Source organism: Dialister sp. i34-0019-2H8, from assembly GCF_042846925.1.
Classification (GTDB): Bacteria; Bacillota; Negativicutes; order Veillonellales; family Dialisteraceae; genus Dialister.
This window is the reverse complement of record NZ_BAABYQ010000001.1, coordinates 1421197-1441574: the sequence shown is the minus strand read 5'-3', so window position 1 is coordinate 1441574 and position 20378 is coordinate 1421197. Positions and strand designations below refer to the sequence as shown.

The 20378-nt window shown below is 51.8% G+C and carries 13 protein-coding genes and 1 other RNA gene; 12 read left to right on the top strand and 2 right to left on the bottom strand.

The features are described from left to right. The first annotated feature begins 297 nt into the window (after positions 1-297). The 5 genes from ACGG9R_RS06165 (at position 298) to ssrS (ending at position 6831) form a co-directional block, all read left to right on the top strand. A complete protein-coding gene (locus ACGG9R_RS06165) occupies positions 298-2370 on the top strand; it encodes a polyribonucleotide nucleotidyltransferase (RefSeq protein WP_390155109.1) in 2073 nt (690 codons plus the stop codon). A 740-nt stretch (positions 2371-3110) separates the two neighbouring features. Further along, positions 3111-3563 (top strand): dUTP diphosphatase, encoded by a 453-nt coding sequence (locus tag ACGG9R_RS06160; protein ID WP_390152792.1) that lies wholly within the window; start codon positions 3111-3113, stop codon positions 3561-3563. Continuing rightward, positions 3560-4099: an NUDIX hydrolase gene (locus ACGG9R_RS06155; RefSeq protein WP_390152789.1), complete on the top strand. Its 540-nt coding sequence runs from the start codon at positions 3560-3562 to the stop codon at positions 4097-4099. Before ACGG9R_RS06160 ends, ACGG9R_RS06155 begins: the two co-directional genes overlap by 4 nt. Positions 4100-5237: 1138 nt before the next feature. Further along, positions 5238-6542, top strand: coding sequence for a serine--tRNA ligase (gene serS / locus ACGG9R_RS06150; protein ID WP_390152786.1), 1305 nt, complete (start codon positions 5238-5240; stop codon positions 6540-6542). A 114-nt stretch (positions 6543-6656) separates the two neighbouring features. Next, positions 6657-6831: non-coding RNA, 6S RNA (gene ssrS, locus ACGG9R_RS06145), on the top strand. 1477 nt (positions 6832-8308) lie between these two features. On the opposite strand, the gene ACGG9R_RS06140 is transcribed toward ssrS, so the two are convergent. Then, complete coding sequence (locus ACGG9R_RS06140; protein WP_390155106.1) at positions 8309-8989, bottom strand: transposase; 681 nt, start codon at positions 8987-8989, stop codon at positions 8309-8311. Positions 8990-9655: 666 nt separating this feature from the next. Here ACGG9R_RS06140 and ACGG9R_RS06135 point away from each other — a divergent pair. Next, positions 9656-10921, top strand: coding sequence for a peptidoglycan-binding protein (locus tag ACGG9R_RS06135; RefSeq protein ID WP_390152783.1), 1266 nt, complete (start codon positions 9656-9658; stop codon positions 10919-10921). Positions 10922-11106: 185 nt separating this feature from the next. Here ACGG9R_RS06135 and ACGG9R_RS06130 read toward each other — a convergent pair whose 3' ends face one another. Further along, positions 11107-11934: a MerR family DNA-binding transcriptional regulator gene (locus tag ACGG9R_RS06130; RefSeq protein ID WP_390152780.1), complete on the bottom strand. Its 828-nt coding sequence runs from the start codon at positions 11932-11934 to the stop codon at positions 11107-11109. A 464-nt stretch (positions 11935-12398) separates the two neighbouring features. Here ACGG9R_RS06130 and ACGG9R_RS06125 point away from each other — a divergent pair, with 464 nt between their 5' ends. From ACGG9R_RS06125 to ACGG9R_RS06100, 6 genes are all read left to right on the top strand, one after another. Then, on the top strand, positions 12399-13256 hold the full coding sequence (locus tag ACGG9R_RS06125) for a class I SAM-dependent methyltransferase (protein ID WP_390152777.1): 858 nt from the start codon (positions 12399-12401) through the stop codon (positions 13254-13256). Between the two features lie 287 nt (positions 13257-13543). After that, positions 13544-15625: a TonB-dependent receptor gene (locus ACGG9R_RS06120; protein ID WP_390152774.1), complete on the top strand. Its 2082-nt coding sequence runs from the start codon at positions 13544-13546 to the stop codon at positions 15623-15625. An 84-nt stretch (positions 15626-15709) separates the two neighbouring features. Further along, positions 15710-17263 carry an ABC transporter substrate-binding protein gene (locus tag ACGG9R_RS06115; protein ID WP_390152771.1) on the top strand — a complete coding sequence of 518 codons (1554 nt, stop codon included), beginning with the start codon at positions 15710-15712 and terminating at the stop codon, positions 17261-17263. Between the two features lie 131 nt (positions 17264-17394). Further along, a complete protein-coding gene (locus tag ACGG9R_RS06110; RefSeq protein ID WP_390152768.1) occupies positions 17395-18336 on the top strand; it encodes an ABC transporter permease in 942 nt (313 codons plus the stop codon). Then, the gene (locus ACGG9R_RS06105) at positions 18336-19139 is read left to right on the top strand and encodes an ABC transporter permease (RefSeq protein ID WP_390152765.1); all 804 of its coding nucleotides are present in this window, start codon (positions 18336-18338) and stop codon (positions 19137-19139) included. The genes ACGG9R_RS06110 and ACGG9R_RS06105 overlap by 1 nt, the downstream gene beginning before the upstream one ends. Positions 19140-19358: 219 nt before the next feature. Further along, positions 19359-20300 (top strand): ABC transporter ATP-binding protein, encoded by a 942-nt coding sequence (locus ACGG9R_RS06100; protein ID WP_390152762.1) that lies wholly within the window; start codon positions 19359-19361, stop codon positions 20298-20300. The last annotated feature ends 78 nt before the right edge of the window (positions 20301-20378 follow it).

Genomic DNA, 20378 nt, shown 5'->3' with positions numbered 1-20378 from the left:
GACTGGTGACTAGTGACTTGAATACAACCTTCGGGCATCGCCATTATTTTTACTCTGCGGCGCTTCTATATTTTATGCGCCGCACCAGCACTCCTCACTCCTCACCCCTCACTGGCGAGCAGAGCTTTCAGTCATAATCAAAGGGCGCCCCGTCCCAAGGGCTAACCCCGAATCCCCGAACCCGACAACCCATTTCATTTTCCCCCCTTGTGAAAGATGAAAGTTGTATTATATAATAAATAGGCGTATAAAGAAGCATTTACTAAGGAGGAACAGGAATTGTTCAAAACATTTGAAATGGAACTGGCCGGTCGTCCACTGATCATTGAGACTGGTAAAATGGCCAAGCAGGCGAATGGCGCTGTACTGGTAAGATATGGGGATACCGCTGTCCTCGTCGCTACGACGGCGAGCAAGGAGCCTCGCGAAGGCACGGATTTCTTCCCGCTGACTGTCGACTATGAAGAGAAGATGTATGCTGTCGGCAAGATGCCGGGGGGATTCCTTCGCCGTGAAGGCCGTCCGGGAAATTCGGCGATCCTCTGCGCGCGTCTGATCGACCGTCCGATCCGTCCTCTGTTTGATAAAAGATGCAGAAATGATATCCATGTCGTAGCGACGGTGCTCTCTGTCGACTATGACAATGCACCGGAGCTGTGCGGTATGATCGGTGCGTCCGCATCCATCGGTATTTCTGATATCCCGTGGGACGGCCCGATCGCCGGTGTCCGCGTGGGCCGTGTGGATGGCAAGTATGTCATCAACCCGACACAGGAAGAGATGGCAGCGTCCACGATGAATGTGACGGTCGCCGGCTCGGAAGAGGCGATCATGATGGTCGAAGGCGGTGCGCAGGAAGCACCGGAGGAAGAAGTCCTCGATGCGATCATGTTCGGCCATGAGACGATCAAGGAGATCTGCCGTTTCCAGAAAAAGATCATCGAAGAAGTCGGCAAGGAAAAGCGCGTGCTGACCTTCCCGGAAGTTCCGGCAGAGATCGAAAAGGATGTCGAAGCGTTTGCGACCGAGTCCCTGAAGAAGGCGATCTTCGATGCGGATAAGCTGCGCCGTGATGGCAATATCGCTGCTGCGAAGAAGGCGGCAATGGAGCATTTCGCTGAGATCTACCCGGAACATCTCTCGGATGTGGCGGATGCGCTCGACCATCTGACGAAGGAAATCGTCCGTCACACCATCACGAATGAAGGCATCCGTCCAGATGGCAGAAAGCTGACGGAGATTCGTCCGATCACCTGCGAAGTGGGACTGCTCCCGCGCGTTCACGGCTCGGCGCTCTTCACCCGCGGCCAGACCCAGGCGCTCTCCATCACCACGCTGGCTCCGATGTCGGAGACACAGATCATTGACGACCTCACCCCGGTCACCGAGAAGAGATACATCCATCAGTACAATTTCCCGTCCTACTGCGTCGGCGAGACGAAGGGCTCCCGTGGTCCGGGACGCCGTGAGATCGGTCATGGTGCGCTCGCAGAACGTGCGCTCCTCCCGGTCATCCCGAGTGTCGATGAATTCCCGTATGCGATCCGCGTCGTTTCTGAGATCCTGGAATCCAATGGTTCTTCCTCGCAGGCTTCTGTCTGCGGCAGCACCATGTCCCTTATGAATGCAGGCGTACCGATCAAGGCACCGGTCGCAGGCATCGCGATGGGTCTTATCGAAGATGGCGGCAAATTCTCCATCCTTTCTGATATTCAGGGCATGGAAGATGCACTGGGCGATATGGACTTCAAGGTCGCAGGTACGGCAAAGGGCGTCAATGCCATCCAGATGGATATCAAAGTCCATGGCATTTCCAGAGATATCCTGCTGACTGCACTGAAGCAGGCGCATGAAGGCCGTCTCTATATCCTGGGCAAGATGGCAGAATGCATCGATAAGCCGGCAGAACATCTTTCCAAGTATGCACCGAAGATCATTTCTCTCACCATCCCGGTCGACAAGATCCGTGTCGTCATCGGCAGCGGCGGAAAGACCATCAATAAGATCATCTCTGAGACCGGTGCGAAACTCGACGTCGAAGAGGACGGCCGCGTATATATCGCTTCCGAAGATGAGGCAGCTGCCCAGAAGGCAAAAGCGATGGTCGAGTCTCTCGTGAAGGAAGTCGAAGTCGGCGAGACGTATCTTGGCCGCGTCACCCGTCTCATGAAGTTCGGCGCTTTTGTAGAGATCCTGCCGGGCAAGGAAGGTCTTGTCCATGTTTCCCAGCTCGCTCTCCAGAGAGTCGAGAAGCCGGAAGACATCGTCCACGAAGGGGATGAGATCATGGTCAAGGTCACGGAGATCGATGACAAGGGCCGTATCAATCTTTCCAGAAAAGCACTGCTGCTGGAGAAGAAGAATAAATAATGGCGGAAACTGGCTCGCGCCAGCGGGCAGGTCATACAGTTGATTTGGGGCTCAAGGTTTGCGATACGCGCGACCTTCGATGTTCATGAATCATGCAAAAGCGCAGTGGGTTCTGGTGGTTCGTCTCGAAAGAGCAGGAGCCCCGGGGCTCACTGGGCTTTTTCGCTTGGTGAGGATGAGACTAGGAGGCTGGGAGACTGAGAGACATTTTTTCCCGTATCGTCATCCCGACCGAAGTGGAGGGATCTTTATTGCACAACGCTTATCAGCATGCATGCGGTGATGGGGAAATGACGTCTTGCTGAGGCGGTGCTACGGATTTCCTCACATATACCATTTCCCTGTCTGCAAGAAAGATCTCTCGGCTACGCTCGAGATGACGGTACGGGAAAACGCTCGCATCACATTTGTTTTCAACCCATCACGCAGAAGGTGGCAAAAGGGAATGCCGCGTCCCCGTATCGTCATCCCGACCGAAGTGGAGGGATCTTTATTGCACAACGCTTATCAGCATGCATGCGGTGATGGGGAAATGACGCCTCGCTGATGCGGTGCTGCAGATTTCCTCATATACACCATTTCCCTGTCTGCAAGAAAGATCGAGGGCTACGCTTTCGATGACGGTACGGGAAATCTGCTACTACAACGCTGAAGTTTGAAAACAGGGATCGCGGCGAAGCTGTCACCACGATCCTGAACCTGTCCACATGAACCCTATTTCTATAAGGAGAATCCATTCTATGACAAAAACAAGAGGCTTTGAGATCCTGTCCACGTGGCAGGGGAAAGACATCCATCTGCCGGAAAGAAAGACGGAAAAGAGTGCCGGCTATGACATCGAATGCGGGGAAGACATCGATCTGATGCCGCATCAGGTGACGCTCATCAAGACCGGACTGAAGGCGTATATGAAAGATGATGAATACCTCGCCATTTTCATCCGTTCAAGCATGGCGATCAAGAAAGGGCTCTTCCTTGCGAACAGCACCGGCATCATCGATGCGGACTATTACAATAATGAGGACAACGAGGGGCATCTTATGGTCGCTGTTTACAATACAAAGGATGAACCATTCCATGTGAATAAAGGCGATCGCGTGGCGCAGGGGATCTTCACGAAATACCTCACCACGGACGATGACCATGCCGAAGGTGTACGCACCGGCGGCGTAGGAAGCACAGGTGTGAAATGAGCATAGAAAAGGAGAAGCTGATCCATCGCGCGCCTGCCTTCGAAGGGCGGATGCTGCACGTCTTTGATGATGAAGTGGAGATCCATGGTCACAAGACCACAAGAGAAGTCGTCCTGCATCCGGGGGCATCTGCCATCATCCCTGTCACCGGGGATGGAGAGATCCTCTTCGTCCGTCAGTACCGCTATGCGGTCGAGCAGCCGCTTCTGGAGATCCCGGCCGGCAAGCTCGATGGGGGAGAAGACCCCGATACCTGTGCGGCTAGAGAGCTTACGGAAGAGACCGGCTACAAGACGGAGCATATGGAAAAGCTCGGCTATGTCTATACCACGCCGGGATTCTGCAATGAGACCATCCACCTTTACCTCGCTGACCATCTGGTGAAGTCTCATCAGCATCTCGATCAGGATGAATTTCTGGATGTCATCCGCCTTCCGATCGACAAGGTCTATCAGATGGTGGATCGCGGAGAAATCTACGATGCGAAGACCCTCGCGGCTCTCGCCATGGCGAGGACGAGACTGATGAGAAAGTAGAAATGAAGGAGCGGCGCGTCAGCATATGAGCGCCGCTCTTTTATAATGACTAAAAGACTAGGAGACTGAGAGACATTAGACGTCAGACATTTCCCCGTATCGTCATCCCGACCGAAGTGGAGGGATCTTTATTGCACGACGCTTATCAGCATGCATGCGGTGATAGGGAAATGACGTCTTGCTGAGGCTGTGCTACGGATTTCCTCACATACACCATTTCCCTGTCTGCAAGAAAGATTTCTCGGCTACGCTCGAGATGACGGTATGGGAAAACGCTCGCCTCACATTTGTTTTCAACCCATCACGCAGAAGGTGGCAAAAGGGAATGCCGTTTCCCCCGTATCGTCATCCCGACCGAAGTGGAGGGATCTTTATTGCACGACGCTTATCAGCATGCATGCGGTGATAGGGAAATGACGCCTTGCTGAGGCGGTGCTACAGATTTTCTCATATACACCTTTCCTCACCCAATCTCCGCCCCTTCGGGCACCTCCTTCCATAGGAAGGAGGGAGTGTCCACGCGAGCCCCTTCCCTTGGAAGGGGCTGCCGAGCACAGTGAGGCGGGGTTGGCTTCCTTTTTGGGCGGCGAAGTCGCCTCCTCTTTGTCTTCCCCACGCGGGGAAGGCTGGCGATACGAGGGAAACCTGCCACCCGCAAACCTTCGGGCATCGCTTCATATATACTTGCGGCGAAGCCGTCACCACAACCCTGAACCCTGAACCCTGAACCCCGCATCTTGAACCCTTTCCCCTATTGCAAAACACAGATGAACTCGCTATAATACTAATAACGCAGGGAAAGAGAAAATCTTTTTCAGATGTCTTTCAGAGACAGGGCGGCTGGTGAGAGCCCTGGCAGATGAGAAAGTTTCCACTCAGGAGCGGCCGGTGAAGAATCGGACGGCAGGCAGCCGATATCAGCCATGAGCTGGCTTATGCAAATTGGGTGGCACCGCGATGACTTCGTCCCATGGAGGGAAGAGGTCTTTTTATTTGCTTTTCGAGGACACCATGGCCTGTGAGCGGTCTCTTCCCATCCGATCCGTTTCTAGCGTCAGCGAGCGGCCAGCCGATCACTATTTCCGTCAGATGAGGAAAGCCGATTTCCTATCTTATATTTCCTAAAGGGAGCGATACTATGTTAGACATGAAATTCATCAGAGAACACGCAGACGAAGTGAAGCAGAACCTCGTCAACCGTCACAATCCATTCGATCTGGACGAAGTCCTCGCACTCGATGGCAAGAGAAGAGAACTCCTGCGCGACACCGAAGCGCTGAAGAGCGAAAAGAATGCAGAATCCAAGAAGATCGCGATGGCGAAGAAGAATGGCGAAGATGCGGCAGACGCTATCGCTCGCATGAGAGAAGTCGGACAGAAGATCTCTGCCATCGATAAGGAACTCGGTGAAGTCGAAGCGAAGCTGAATGAACTGCTTCTCCATATCCCGAATATGTGCGATAAGTCTGTCCCGGTCGGCAAGGATGACAGCGAAAATCCGGAAGTTCGCAAATGGGGCGAGATCCCGACCTTTGATTTCCCGATCAAGGCTCACTATGAGCTCGGCGATACCCTCGGCATCCTGGATGCAGAAAGAGCGGGGAAAGTCTCCGGTGCGCGTTTTTATTTCTACCTCTCGCAGGCAGCCCGTCTCGAAAGAGCGGTATATAATTTCATGCTCGACGTACATACCCAGCAGAATGATTACACCGAAGTCATCCCGCCCTACATCATCAATGGCAAGTCCATGCAGGGCACCGGCCAGCTGCCGAAATTCGCCGATGATATGTACAAAGTCGAAGGGGAAAGCATGTATATGACGCCTACTGCGGAAGTGCCGCTGACGAATTATTTCTCCGGCGAGATCATCGACGGTGCGCTGCTGCCGGTCCATCTGACGGCGCTCACTCCGTGCTTCCGTAAAGAAGCAGGCTCCGCAGGTAAGGATACTCGCGGCCTTATCCGTCAGCACCAGTTCCATAAGGTAGAAATGGTGAAGTACTGCAAGCCGGAAGACAGCTGGGATGAGCTGGAATCTCTGACGGCAGAAGCAGAAAAGATCCTCCAGCTGCTCGAGATCCCGTACCATGTCGTCTGCCTCTGCAGCGGTGATATCGGCTTCTCCTCTGCGAAGACCTATGATATCGAAGTCTGGATGCCGGCACAGAATAAGTACAGAGAGATCTCCTCCTGCTCGAACTGCCTCGATTTTCAGGCACGCCGCGCGAATATCCGCTTCCGCAGAACGCCGGGTGCGAAACCGGAATTCGTCCATACGCTGAATGGCTCTGGCCTCGCTGTCGGCCGTACTGTCGCTGCTATCATGGAAAACTACCAGCAGGCTGACGGCACCATCCGCGTCCCGGATGTCCTCGTACCGTACATGAATGGCGTGACAGTCATCGGCAAAAGAGAAGCCTTCAAGAGCTCCAAAGGAGAGTGAGTGAAACATGGGGATGAAGGGGGCAGGCGGTGATCCGTCACCGATCGCTCCGGATCCCTGCTATGTCTCATAAATTTCTTGTAAATCTCATGCAAATTTGCTATACTACATGTAACAACCCTGCTGTGCACGTGCGGCTTCATATTTTGAACCGATACCTTTATTAAGGGAGTTCAGAACTGCGGATGGAATCTATGCCCTTCACGGGGACAGATGAAATTCACATGAGAGCACCCACCTGCAAATACGCAGACTCAAAATCCGGCTTTAACGACATGGTGGGGATAGAGATCAGATACCGTCAAGGAAACTTGGCGGTATTTTTTTGTTTCGGGCGGTGGAGGCGGCATTCTCGTATCGTAAGCCTTTTTCATGGGGAGTCTGTGAGGCGGCATTCTCCCTCCTTCCCATGGAAGGAGGTGCCCCGAAGGGGCGGAGGTTGGCTCCTATAGAGAAATGAAAGCGGGGATTGGGTTTAAGGAACTCCTTCCCGCTGAGCAGCCCCTTAGAAAAGGGGCGCACCAAAGGCGCAGGATGGATCCTCGTGGCGGTTTGAAAACCAATGTGAAGCGATCCATCTCTCGTGCATGTCATTTCGAGCAAAGTGAGAGATCTTTGCCATTCGCGGTCAGGGACTCACGCATTCCCCACATGTGCCGCGCACTTCTCCGCTTTTCTTATCTGTCTTTCATGTCGCTAGAACCCTATCCGGCTCGCTTCGCTCGCCACCTTCCCCACGCGGGGAAGGCTTACGATACGGGATGTGCTTTTCTTTCATTTGTTTTCATGCCCGCCCGGGTGCTTTTGCTTTTTGCCATCCCACAGTCCCGTTTTCCCGTGTGCAAGGAAGATTTCTCGCTACGCTCGAAATGACGATATGGGGGAAGGAGACCTTGCGAAGGGTCAGCGTTTTTACATGACTGTTGTGTAGCCCCTTGAAGAAGGGGCGCGCCGAAGGCGGAGGATAGATCTGCCCCGCAGGGGCAGCCTTCTACGTGAAGGAATGAAAGGGAATGTGAGATCACCCGTTCTCTCATATCGTCATCCCGAGCGTAGCCGAGGGATCTTTTTCGTCGTAGCGGTACTCTGTACTTATGAGGTAATGATAAAATCGCCTAGGTGCTTCGGTTGCTCCTCATCTGATGCTCTCCGTTTGGCCGTTGTGCAAGGAAGATTTCTCGCTTTGCTCGAAATGACGATACGGGGGGAAAGCGGTATTCTCGTTTCGCAGCCTTCCCCATTGGGGAAGGGGGGGACCGCGCCAGCGGTGGATAGGGTACTTTCGTTAACGGCGCACTTGAGATGATTTTCCCTGCTCTTTTTCATGCCGTTAGGACCCTATCCAGCTCGCTTTGCTCGTAGCCTTCCCCATTGGGGAAAGGCTTACGATACGGGATCTGCTTTTCTTTCATTTGTTTTCATGCCCCCGGGAGCTTTTGCTTCTTGCTATCCCACAGTCCCGTTTTCCCGTGTGCAAGGAAGATTTCTCGCTTCGCTCGAAATGACGATACGGGGGAAAGCGGTATTCTCATTTTGTTGACTTTCCCATCGAGAAGAAAGTGGCGCTTGGGCGTTGCGCTTTTACATGCCAGCGGAGTAGCCCCTTGAAGAAGGGGCGCGCCGAAGGCGGAGGATAGGAGCTGTGAAGAAATGAAGATTCATTTCTTCATAGCTCCTTCTTTTGTGTCCTTTTCACTCCTGGTAGTAAAAAACAAGAGGAAAAGGGCATACTTCCCCCTTTCCCCCAAAAAATTGGCTTTTTAAAATTAAGCTGCCATATCCATATGTGCCTGTTGCTTCCTATGGTATTTGTACAGGTTGAAGCCAATAGAAACCAAAAACACTTCCATATTCCGCTGTTCCGGACTCTTATGGTGCCCTTTGCCATGGACAAATTTTTCCTCGTCCAGGCTCCAGATTTCATGAAGTTTGCTCAGGATGAGCTCCAGATATTCAGGAGCATATTCTGAATTGATCTCGACTTTCAGACCACTACAGCCCAACATTCCATTGATTTCTTCCAGAAGTGCTGAAATTTTGGTATACAGACGGAATCTCGACTTCTCCGTACCTTTTTTCCAGACCCAGGAGTACTTGTTGGCATTGGCTTCGAATTTAGAGCCATCGATATAAAGGTGGTCCAGGTCCACATGCTCTTTGGTGATGATTTCCTGGGTGATTTCATAAAAGAGCGATTCAGCTTGATTCAGCAGGACAGTATTGATGAAATATCCGAAAGTCCGATAGGACGGGCGTTTACCGTCCATAAGGTATTTATAGCGGATATTGACTTTGCAATTGTCTTCCAGCTTTCTGAGAGAGATGCATCCTTCATCCATAAACCCGAACAGAACCGTTTTCAACATATTGACGGGATTATATCTGATTCTTCCCAACTCATGAGCAGGGAGTTTGCTCAGATATTTGCGTAAATCGATTTCCTCCATAAATCTGTCAAACGTGAAAACCGGATCTGTGATATCTAGGCACTCAGAAAAAAATGCTGGTAAAATTCCCTGTTTGGGAGTACTATAATACACAGTTAGGTTTTTCATTGCAGTTAAATTCTAACACAAAAAAGGACTTTTGATTCGCAAAAATCGAAAGTCCTTTTTTGTGTTCATGGAGCTATTATTTCACAGCTCCTTCTACGTGGTCGGATGAAAAGCCATGTGAGATAGCCCGCCTCTCGTATCGTCATCCCGAGCGGAGCCGAGGGATCTTTTACGTCGTAGCGGTACTCTGTACTTATGAGGTAATGATAAAATCGCCTAGGTGCTTCGGCTGCTCCTCAACTGACGCTCTCCGTTTGATCGTTGTGCAAGGAAGATTTCTCGCTGCGCTCGAAATGACGAGGGGCGGGAGGACAGTGATACGGGGAAGGGCATTCTCTCTTTTGGCTCCCCCCACTTTTTCTGCAAAACGCTCCCATTCCCTTAGAAAAGAACGCCATAGGAATCCCCATTTCCCACCGATGCTGTCTGCTTTTTCACACCGCCTCGCACCGCGCGGCAGCTCCATGGATTTCTTTAAAAATAAAAGGGTTTCCCCTCATTTTTTACAAATTTGAAGAAAAATGGTAAAATACAGGAAGTTTATGGAGGTGATAATTCATGCGTGCTATCTACAAATGGAGCTCGGTCCTGGCGCTTTGGATACTTGCCATGGTTCCCGCTTCTGCAGAAACATTGCACGCAGGGATGAGTGGGGATGCTGTGACAGCCCTGCAGAATTCCCTGGTAGCGGCAGGTTATCTGGCCCGCACCGTGGATGGAGACTATGGTTCCACCACAAAGGAAGCAGTCTATTTATTTCAGAAGGATAAAGGCCTGACCGCGACCGGCGAAGCCGATGATGCGACCAGAGATGCCATTCGACGTGCCGAAGGCGCAGGCTATCGGAATGGTGGGGGCGTCGTGTATGCAGAAGGAAATCGCGGAGATGTGATCTCCGATATGCAGCAGCGCTTGCAAGAGGCCGGCTCTCTCAAAGGTGACATCGATGGTGTCTACGGGGGAGATACCGTGAAGGCGGTGAAGGACTTCCAAAGATCCCGTGGATTTCCTGTATCCGGTGCGATCGATGAAGTGACCTACAGCGCGCTTCGGGATATCAGCGCAGGGACGCCGGCGCCTGCGGTCTCCTCCGGCGGGGAGTCTTATGGCGTCGGTGACAGCGGCAGTGATGTGAAGACCATCCAGCGGAAGCTGAAACGCCTCGGCTATCTTGACGGGGAGGCAGACGGCATCTATGGTGGGCAGACCGAGGATGCGGTCACGGCTTTCCAGAAAGAGCAGGGGATCTCCGTCACGGGCGGCGTGAACAGCGAGACCCGCACGAAGCTGAATGAAGTCTATGTGGCGCAGACAGGAGACTATATCCTCTCGGTGGGGGCCAGGGGAAAGAGAGTCATCCATCTGCAGAATCAGCTTCTTCTGCACGGCTACGATCCCGGTGTCGTTGACGGGGTCTTCGGCGCCGGTACGGCAGATGCCATCCGCAGGCTGCAGGATGAAACAGGCCTTGAGACCACCGGTGTGGCGGATGAAGATGTCTGGGATGCTTTGGACAATGCGCCCTATTTCCGCGGCAAGTATACGAAGACCTATCACATGAGATCGACGGCGTACACGCCCTATGACGGGGGCGGTGAAGGGCATACCGCTCTGGGTGGATTCGCCGGCAAGGGGCATGCCGCCGTGGATCCGAGTGTCATCCCGCTCGGCAGCATCGTATTCATCGAAGGCTATGGCTACGCCATCTGCGATGATATCGGAGGTGCGATCCATGGAAATGTCATCGATGTCGGTGTCGACACCCTCGAGCAGGCTTACCAGTGGGGGACGAAGAGCCGCGTCAAAGTGTATCTCGTGAGATGAGTGATCCGGTCTGGCTTTTTCGAAGCCATCTGAATGAAACGCCGTGATTCCGGATATGTATGGAATCACGGCGTTTTCTATTTTGGGAGATTTGTTTTTCATACCGACAAAATCCTATTGCCCTTGGCTATCAGTTTTACTGATAATGGGCATCATCCATAATAAAAAGCTTGAGATGAACGGTCTCAAGCTTTTTTTGTGACGGGTATTTCCAGACGATAGCAGCTAGCCCGTCCTTCGTCATCCAGACGTGGGGTGACGAGAAAAGGAACGTCGGGGGAAAGGGAGAGTGCCTGCATCGTGTTTTCGATGGTTGAAAGGACGGCACTCGAAAGAGGGAACTGCGGCGAAGGAAAGATGTAGGTCAGATAGAGTGCGGCGGGGAGGGTGAGGGGATTCTCCATTTCCAGGCTTGGCGCATGGGGCGAGATCAGCAGCAGGTGGTAGGCGTAGGGTTTGCACAAGGCGGAGAGTGTGTCTACGGCTGGGCTGACGGCGATTTCCAAATCTTTGTCGAAAAGGTGAGCGGCATACTCCGTGATGAGAAGAGCACTCTTTTGACAGGCATCTCGGAAAGATGTTTTGGCAGGAAAGAGGGGACTGCGCTGCATGAGGCGTACCGGCTTGGGAATCAGCATGACCTGCTCCATGGGGTGGCTGCGGCTTTCCGCCAGATGACGGATTTTCCTCTTCAGGCTTTCGATATTGCTTTGCATGGCACGGATCGCTTCTTCCTGCTCCATGACTTTATCGGACAGGAGTTCGATAAGTTTACTGCGCGAAGGGTGCTGATTAAATACCCCCATCTCTGCGCCCGAAATGTGAAGATTTCTGAGAGATAAGAGTTCTGCAAAGGGGAGGATCTGCGCTGTTTCATAGTATCGATAGCCTTTCTCGCTGCGAAAGGCGGGAGAGAAGATCCCTTGATTGTCATAGTAGATGAGGGTCTGTTTATCGATGTGAAAGAGCCGTGCAAATTCCTGCGGCGTGTAGTGATTTTTTCCTTGCTTCATGAAACATGAGTCCCTTCTATGAGAAGTTTATACCTGCTATAGACTTTATAAAGACTGGATTAAAATCATGTCTATCATAGCATAGAGCAGAGAGTGGTTCAAGGCAGGGAATGGGAAATGGTAGCGACATGGCAGTGTATAGGGGGCTTTCGTCCTTGCTTCACTTGAGATATCTGCTTCTTCCGTTTGATCTCTTTTTCTTCAAGCCCACCAGCACCCTATCCGGATCACTTGGTTCGTGACCTTCCTTGCGCAGGGAGGGTCTGCGATACGGGGGAGGCGGTATTCTCATTTCGAAGCCTTTCCCGATGGGGAGAGGCGGCGCGCTTCGGCTCTTCTTATAGGGGCAGAGAAGTCACCATCATGCCCTTCCACTGCTGCTCTTAGTCATTGATTAAGGAAAAACTTTTAAATTTTTCTAAAAGATACTTGACTTTATAGAAACTATACAGATTACACTCATTTTGTTCAAGATTGGCGGTGATAAGATGCAGCAGCTGAAAAAAATCGACTTGGATGAGATCTGGCAGAAAGAACAAGGCTGGAACGCGAAGAGGAAATCAGGACGTAAATTTGATGACGAGGCAGAGCTGCGATTCTGGGAAGGGCTTGCCCCACATTACGCAGAGCGCTTCAACCTCTATCGGGATGTGTACGGGCTTGGAGACTGGATCCATGAGAAATTCGGAGAAAATCAGCGCATCTTAGATGTGGGCTCAGGATGCGGTAATTTCACCATTCCTATGGCGAAATACAGCCGGGACATACTTGCGGTTGATTTCTCACCAGCCATGCTCCGCGAGCTCTCGATCTCCTTACAAAGAGAAGGCCTCACGAATGTGAAAGCGGTCCACTCGAAGTGGGAAGACTTCGAGGAGCCTTACGATGCGGACTACGTCCTCTCTGTCAATTCCTTGTACCGTGTCTGCTATATGAGAGAGGCGCTCGAAAAGATCGCCCGCTACGGGAAGAAAGGCTTCATCCTTGTCCGTACGCTTCTGAAACCTTACCTCTATAGTCTCTATGATGAGCTTTCGCTGAATTATCGCCGAAACAACGACTACATGATGATGCCGATGATGTTCTGGAATATGGGTATCCATGCCGAAGTCTCTTTCACGCACTATGATAAGGTGCTCCGCTATGCCGACTGGGAAGCGGCGGAGAAAGAAATGGTGGAGGATTTGGGCGAAATGTCGTACTTGAATTATAATACCGAGCTTGAGCCGCTTTTCAAAGAGCGCGCTGAGCAGGATGAGAATGGTTACGTCTGGCATTCGAAACGAATCGTAGAAGTGATCTCGTACTTTCGGGAATCATGAAATATAGGTTCTATGGGTTTAATGGGTTTAATGGGTTCAATGGGGCTAGCCTCTAGCCCCTAATCCCTAGTCACTTATACTGCTTTCTTTTCCCCGCGCGTGGAAACTTGGATACACGGCGCTTCGGGAATGGAATATATATTATTTCATGCTGGCTATATGCTGGCGAGTTTTTTATCGAGGAGAGATATTTATGAAAAAAGGGAAAATGTTGTCGTGCCTCATCCTTGGAACTCTGGCTGCTGCCGGAATTTTAGGGGGGTACTGTCTTTGCAGAAGAACCTGCGGTGACGCAGCTCGCTGAAGTCGTTGTCATTGGTGACAGAAATAAGGAACGTGAAGTCCTGCCTGGCGATTTCGTCTATACCAAATCGCAGACAGGTTTTTTGAGTGGAAAAAATACGCTGGACGTCCCTTTTACGCAGATGAACTTTACCGAAAAAGCTATGGAAACATTCACCGGTCCGGATAAACCGATGGATGCGCTTCTCGCCAATTCGCCATCTGTTCGTCAGTCGGGATCGATTCTGCATGGCGACTTTTTCTTCCGCGGTCTTCGTACAAATGGTACGAATTTCTATGTAAATAATGTACCGGGCGTATTTACACAGTTCAATACCCCATTGTATCCGATCGAATCCCTGGAAGTTCTTTCTGGACCAAACGTAGGGATCTATGGTACAGGTGTACAGTATGAAACCACTAACCCGGGCGGCATTATCAGTGTGAAGACGAAGGTGGCTCCGGATGAAAGAGTACTCGACTACACGCAGACGATTTCTGGCCGCGGTCTCTTTGGAGAATATCTTGACTATGGCGAACGTTTCGGGGACAAGAAGGAATGGGGCGTTCGTATCACGACAGAAAACCTCAATGGCAGAACGTCTGTCAAAGGGACGAAAATCAATGGACAGGGTATTTTTGCCAATATCGACCATACCACGGAACACGCGAAGGATAATCTCTTCATCGGCTATAGAAATCTGGACATTCAGGGCGGGCTACGCTGGTTCATTCTTGACAGCGGTGTGACAAAACTGCCGGCAGTACCGAAAGGTTCGAACGATTACAGCTTTGATGGTATGGTGAAATCGACCCATGGCTGGCTGATGACGTACAATCATGATCAGAAATTCAATGAACACTGGGATGGGTTCTTCAATTTCGGCATGCAGAGAAACAATCTCGACCGCAACGTCATGGCGAATGGTGGTAGCGGTTATGTGTTAAAAGAAGACGGTACTTTGACTGTGACGGCTAAACCAGGAGCGACGCCACAGGAGTATTATTACTGGCAGGTGGGAACGACCGCACATTATAATACAGGGGATGTGAAGCATGACATTACCCTTTCTTATAATCAGGCGTGGAGAAATCGAAAAAGTGCGTACAACAATGGCTCGCTGGTAAATATTGGTACTGGTGACCTGTACACTGGCATCCATCAGACATTGGCTGCACCAACAAAGTTCGATACCCGCTGGAATAATAAGACACGTATCAAGAGTTACTCTCTGGTCGACTACATGACTTATGAGAAGTGGAATGCCGTGCTGGGTGTCCATAAACATGAAGCAGTGTCAAATGCATATAAATATAAAAATGCAACCAGCAGCGAAGTAACAGGCATCGATAGAACGGAAAGCGATGACACCAGCCCGACTTACGGATTGATCTACCATCCAAACGAAAATATGTCTATCTATGCGAGCCATTCCGAAAACTTTGACTGCGGTACGGGCGTCAACACCACATTTGAAAACTTTGGAGACATTCTCCCACCGCTCAAAACAAAGCAGAATGAAATCGGCTTCAAATACATGAAGAATGATCTGCTCTGGACACTGGCATACTATGATCTGAAACAGGATAATCTGATTAGCGTCTATAAGCCGGGATTTAGCAAACCTTTCCAGTCTAAAGACGGGGAAGCACGTCATAAAGGCGTAGAATTTTCTGTGAATGGCAAGCTGACTGACAAGTGGAATGTCTTCGGCGGTCTTTCCCACCTTGATGCCAAACAGGAAAAAACAACAAAAGGTCAGCTGGACGGCATTCGCGTCAATGGCACCAGCCAGTGGACGGCTGTCTTCGGCGCAGAATACAATCCGAATGAATCCTGGAGCATTCTTGGTCGCGGCATCTATACTGGCAGAACTCCAGTCATGAATGAAAAAGTCTGGGCTGGCGGTTATACCATTTTCGATTTGGGCGCTACCTATAAGACACACTTCGGCAAGACTCCGGCAGAACTCTCTCTGATGTGCAACAATGTATTCGACAAAGACTACTGGATGGTTTCCCGTGGCAATCAGGTCTATCTGTCACTCCCGCGTACTTTCACCTTCACGGCTAAACTTCACTTCTAATATATGTATTATAATAATAGGCGGCCTATCGGCCGCCTATTCCCCTATTCTCAAACGTTTCCATAAGAAAAGAGGCGAATCCTCATGCGTACCTTCTTTCGCTATCTATCACTCGTTCTTCTTTTGACCTGTGCGATGGTTTTTGCCGGCTGTGGCAACGCCTCACCGACGGGAGAGGAGAAAGAGATCGTACTCGCGGCGGGGCGGGATCTTTCGCCGGGGGAAAAGGATCCCTACTACTCCACAGTGATCCTAAAGACTTGGGAGTCGCTGGTCGGGATTTCTGATGATGGGAAAGTCATGCCGATGCTCGCCGAGTCTTGGGAGTCGAATGCGGAGAAGACGGAGTGGATTTTTCATCTGAAGAAGGGGGTGAAGTTCCATGACGGGGTTTCCTTCGATGCACATGCGGTGTGCGAGAATTTCTACCGTGTGACGCACATGGGATACAAGCCATCTTCCTTCTATGGTTATCTGGTCTCGCGCATTTACCCGGGGCTTGTCCGTTATGAGGCGGACGATGACTACACGCTTCATCTATATTTCGAGCGGCCTGTCCCCATGCTGATCTATCGCATGGCGGGCTGGGGGAGCGCGATGTTCAGTCCGGCTTCTTTTGATAGAGAAACGGGAGATTTCACGAAAATCGCAGCGGGCACGGGGCCTTTTCAGATCATTGACAGGAAGGCGGACGACTATACGCTCCTTTCGCGATTTGATGGATACCATGGCGAAAAAGCAAAGGCGAAGCGGATCCGTATCCGTGTGATCACTTCGGCGGAGGCGCGATATTCGGCGATGCGTTCGGGAGAGGTGCAGGGGGTCTTGGATCTGGGCGGACTGACACCAATGATGGTGAGGGAGCTCATGCGAACGGGGGATTTCTCGGTAGACAGTGCGCACTCGACGATTTCCCACTATCTTTCTGTCAATGGCGGCCGTTTCCCTTTCTCCGATGAACGCATGCGAAGGGCGCTCGATCTAGCCATCGATAGGGAAAAGATCGTGAAATATTATTTTGCGGGATTCGGTACACCGACGCGGAGCTTCTTGAATAGTACGAATCCTTTTTCGCGACCGGAGCCGCCGGTCTATGATCCTGCTGAGGCGAAGGCACTTGCGCGAGAAGTGCTGGGGGATGCCCGGTGTGAGGTGAAATTTCTCCTCCCGCAGTATGGCGCCGAGCGCTACCCTTACAAGGTCATTTCAGAATTTCTGCAGGCGGAGCTGAAGGATCTCGGCCTGGATGTCAAGATCGTGATGGTGGATGGTTTGACGTCAAGGAAAATGATGAAGGAAGGGGATTACGATCTCGCCATCGGGACGAGGGGGCTCGGAAATCTCGATCCGACTTCGCTTTTGAGAGAGTTCTTTCATAGCGATGGTGCGACGAATCTTGCCAGCCATTTCTGCTATGCCAATCCGAAAATAGATGCAGCCTTTGATGCGCTTACTCATACCTATGAGATCGAAGATCGGCAGGTGCTCTACCATGAGATCCGGGAAGAGCTTCTCCTCCATCCGGCGGTCATCCCGCTCTTGGAAGATGAGAATCTCGCTGTCTGTTCGAAAAAAATCACAGGCTACCATGCGGCGGTCTATGGCATTACGCTGGACAAGGTGGCGTGGAAGGAGTAGGAAAAGGTATCGGCGACAGGTTGGCGCTTTTCTTCTATAAAATTTCTTTGTGCTGCGTCTTGACGGATGGATCCGTCCTTCTCGCTTCGTATGGCCCTCGTGTCAGTGATTCACGAAAGGAGGCACATCTCATGAAATCTTTTCTGATCTATGCGGTTCGGCGCATTTTTCTCCTGATCCCTTTTCTCATCGGACTCACGATCTTGGCGTTCCTTCTGGGCGTGCTTGCGCCCGGAGATCCGGCGATGGCGGTCCTTACGATGGACGGGACGGCAGAACCGACGGAGTCGGAGCTGCTTGCGATGCGGGAGAGCATGGGGCTGGATCAGCCTTTTTGGATGCAGTATGGGAGCTGGCTCACACATGCGGCAGTGGGAGATCTGGGTGTATCGTATCTGACACATAGACCGGTGCTGTCCGAGCTCATGCGAAGATTTCCCGTCACCCTCCACTTGGCTCTCTGGGCGATGGGATGGGTGATCCTGCTCGGCATCCCTGCGGGCATATGGGCGGCGCGCAGGAAAGGTCATGCGGCAGAGATCGGACTTGAGCTCGTGGCACTCTTCTTTATTTCTATGCCGTCTTTCTGGCTGGGGATCATGATGATGCTGATCTTTTCGGAAGAGTGGCAGCTCCTGCCTTCCTCTGGGTATGGCGATGCACTCCACATGATATTGCCCTCTTTTGTGCTGGCAGCAGGGACAGCGGCTGCGGTGCTGCGTCTGGAGCAGACGTCGGTCCTTTCGGTGATGGAGAAGCCCTTTCTTCTGACAGAGCGGGCGAAGGGGCTCTCCGCTTCGTATATAGAGATCTATCATGTCCTGCCCAATTCGCTGATGCCGGTCATTACCATGCTGGGGACGTTTTTTGCCTCGATCCTGGGCGGCTCGGTCATTATCGAGAATCTTTTTTCCATACCCGGTCTTGGAAGCTATGTACTCTCGGCTATCTGGGGACGGGATTATCCGGTGATTCAGGGCTATGTGCTGGTCAGTGGGACAGTTTTCATCGTATTTAATTATCTGGTTGATCTCAGCTACTATTTGCTGAGCCCGAAAGCGAGGGAGGGCTGATGAAGAAGGAGCTTCACTGGATCTACAAAATGGCGCTTTTTTTGGCGATGGGGATCGTATTTCTCGCGCTTTTTGCTCCATGGATCGCGCCCTATGATCCCACCGCGGTGTCTACGGAGGAAATCCTGGAAGGCATGTCATCCTCACACTGGCTGGGGACGGATGCGCTGGGGCGTGATATTCTTTCCCGTACCATCTATGGGGCGCGGACGTCAGTGGCTTTTGCCTTTGTGGCGGCGTTTTGTACCATGGTTCTTGGCCTTATGCTGGGGATCCTTTCCGGTTACTTTGGCGGCTGGGTGGATCGGGGGATCCAGTGTCTTGTGGCTGTATTTCAGGGACTTCCGGGGATGAGTCTTATGATCGCGGTCGCGGCGATCCTTCCGGAGAACAATTTCCGCCTCATCATCGCATTGACTCTGACCTCGTGGGCGGGTTTTTCACGTATCGTGAGGAGTGAGGTCATACGTATTCGTGGGGAGCTCTACATGGAAAGCATCAAAAGCTTGGGGGCATCCCATGGGTACATCGTAAGGAAATATGTACTTCCGAATGTGCTTCCCGTCGTCATCGTGCTATTGACGCTCCGCATCGGGACTTCGCTGCTCTCGGCTTCGGCGCTGTCCTACTTGGGACTGGGCGTCTCGCCTCCGACGGCGGATTGGGGCGTCATGATTTCTGATGCGAGGACCTATTTCCGCTCATACCCGTTGATGATGATCGCTCCCGGTACAGGCATCACTCTCTTTTGCCTTTCTATCAATCTTCTGGGAGATGCGATGAGAGAACGAATAAGGAGATAAGAGGGGAAAGGGATGGGTTTTGCATGTCCGCCTGTGCGGGCAATGTTCTTAAGGAAATGACGGAGAGCTTCATCGGAGCATAGCTTCTTTCAAGGCGCGCCCCCGATGGGAAGCTAAGAATAGGCTGCCCTTTCACTGTACCGCATTAGCGGGGGCAGCCCTTCTCCACAGCACCTTTAGAATCTGTAACACTTCCCTTACCTGAAAGGAGCCTTTTCTATGGATATCGAAGTCAAGCAACTTTCTGTTACTTTCCCTTCGCCGATGGGCGCTGTCCGCGTGCTTCGTGACGTAAATCTTCTCTTTCACGGGGGGAAAATCACTGCGCTGGTTGGCGAGTCGGGGAGCGGGAAATCGATCTTGGGCACGGCAATCATGCGTCTTCTTCCGGAAAATGCACGAATGACAGGAAGCATTTTTTATAATGGAAATGATCTTCTCCGGTTTTCCGAGAAAGAAATGAATGAGATCCGAGGCGATCGCATCGGCTGGATCGCGCAGGATCCGATCTCTGCCATGGATCCGCTGATGCGTGTCGGACGGCAGGTGACAGAAGTCTTGCGGAAGCGGCTGGGCTGGCGGGAAGAGAAGCGCAGGGAGAGCGCTCTTGCGCAGATGGAAAAGTACGGTCTTGGGGATCCTATCCGTGTGTGTGCGTCCTATCCGCACCAGCTTTCAGGGGGTATGGCGCAGCGCGTCATGGCGGCGATGATGACCTTGCCTTCCCCGGAGTGGCTCATCGCAGATGAACCGACGAAGGGCCTGGATCCGCTTGTAAGGAAACAGGTGGCAGATATGTTTCTTCAGATCAAGATGGCAGGAAGGGGGATGCTGCTCATCACTCACGACCTCGCACTGGCAGAATGTCTCGCCGATCGTGTGGTGGTGCTCTACGCCGGGGAAGTCCTCGAGCAGGGGAGCACAGAGGATATTTTCAAGAATCCATACCACCCTTATACGCGGGGACTTCTCGCCGCGGCGCCTTCTCGCGGCCTTCATCCCATCTCCGGAAATCCACCGGATCTTTCCCGTCTCACCGGCGGCTGCATTTTTCGGAGTCGATGTGCATTCTGCGAAAAAGGTTGTGAGAAGAGGCAGACGACGAGGAAAGTGGGAGAGGGGCATTTTGTGAAATGCGGGGTCAAAGTGGCTAGTGACTAGTGGCTAGTGACAAGCTACTAATCCCTAATCCCTAGCCACCAGTCACCAGCTACCAGTCACTATTATTCAGGAAAGGAG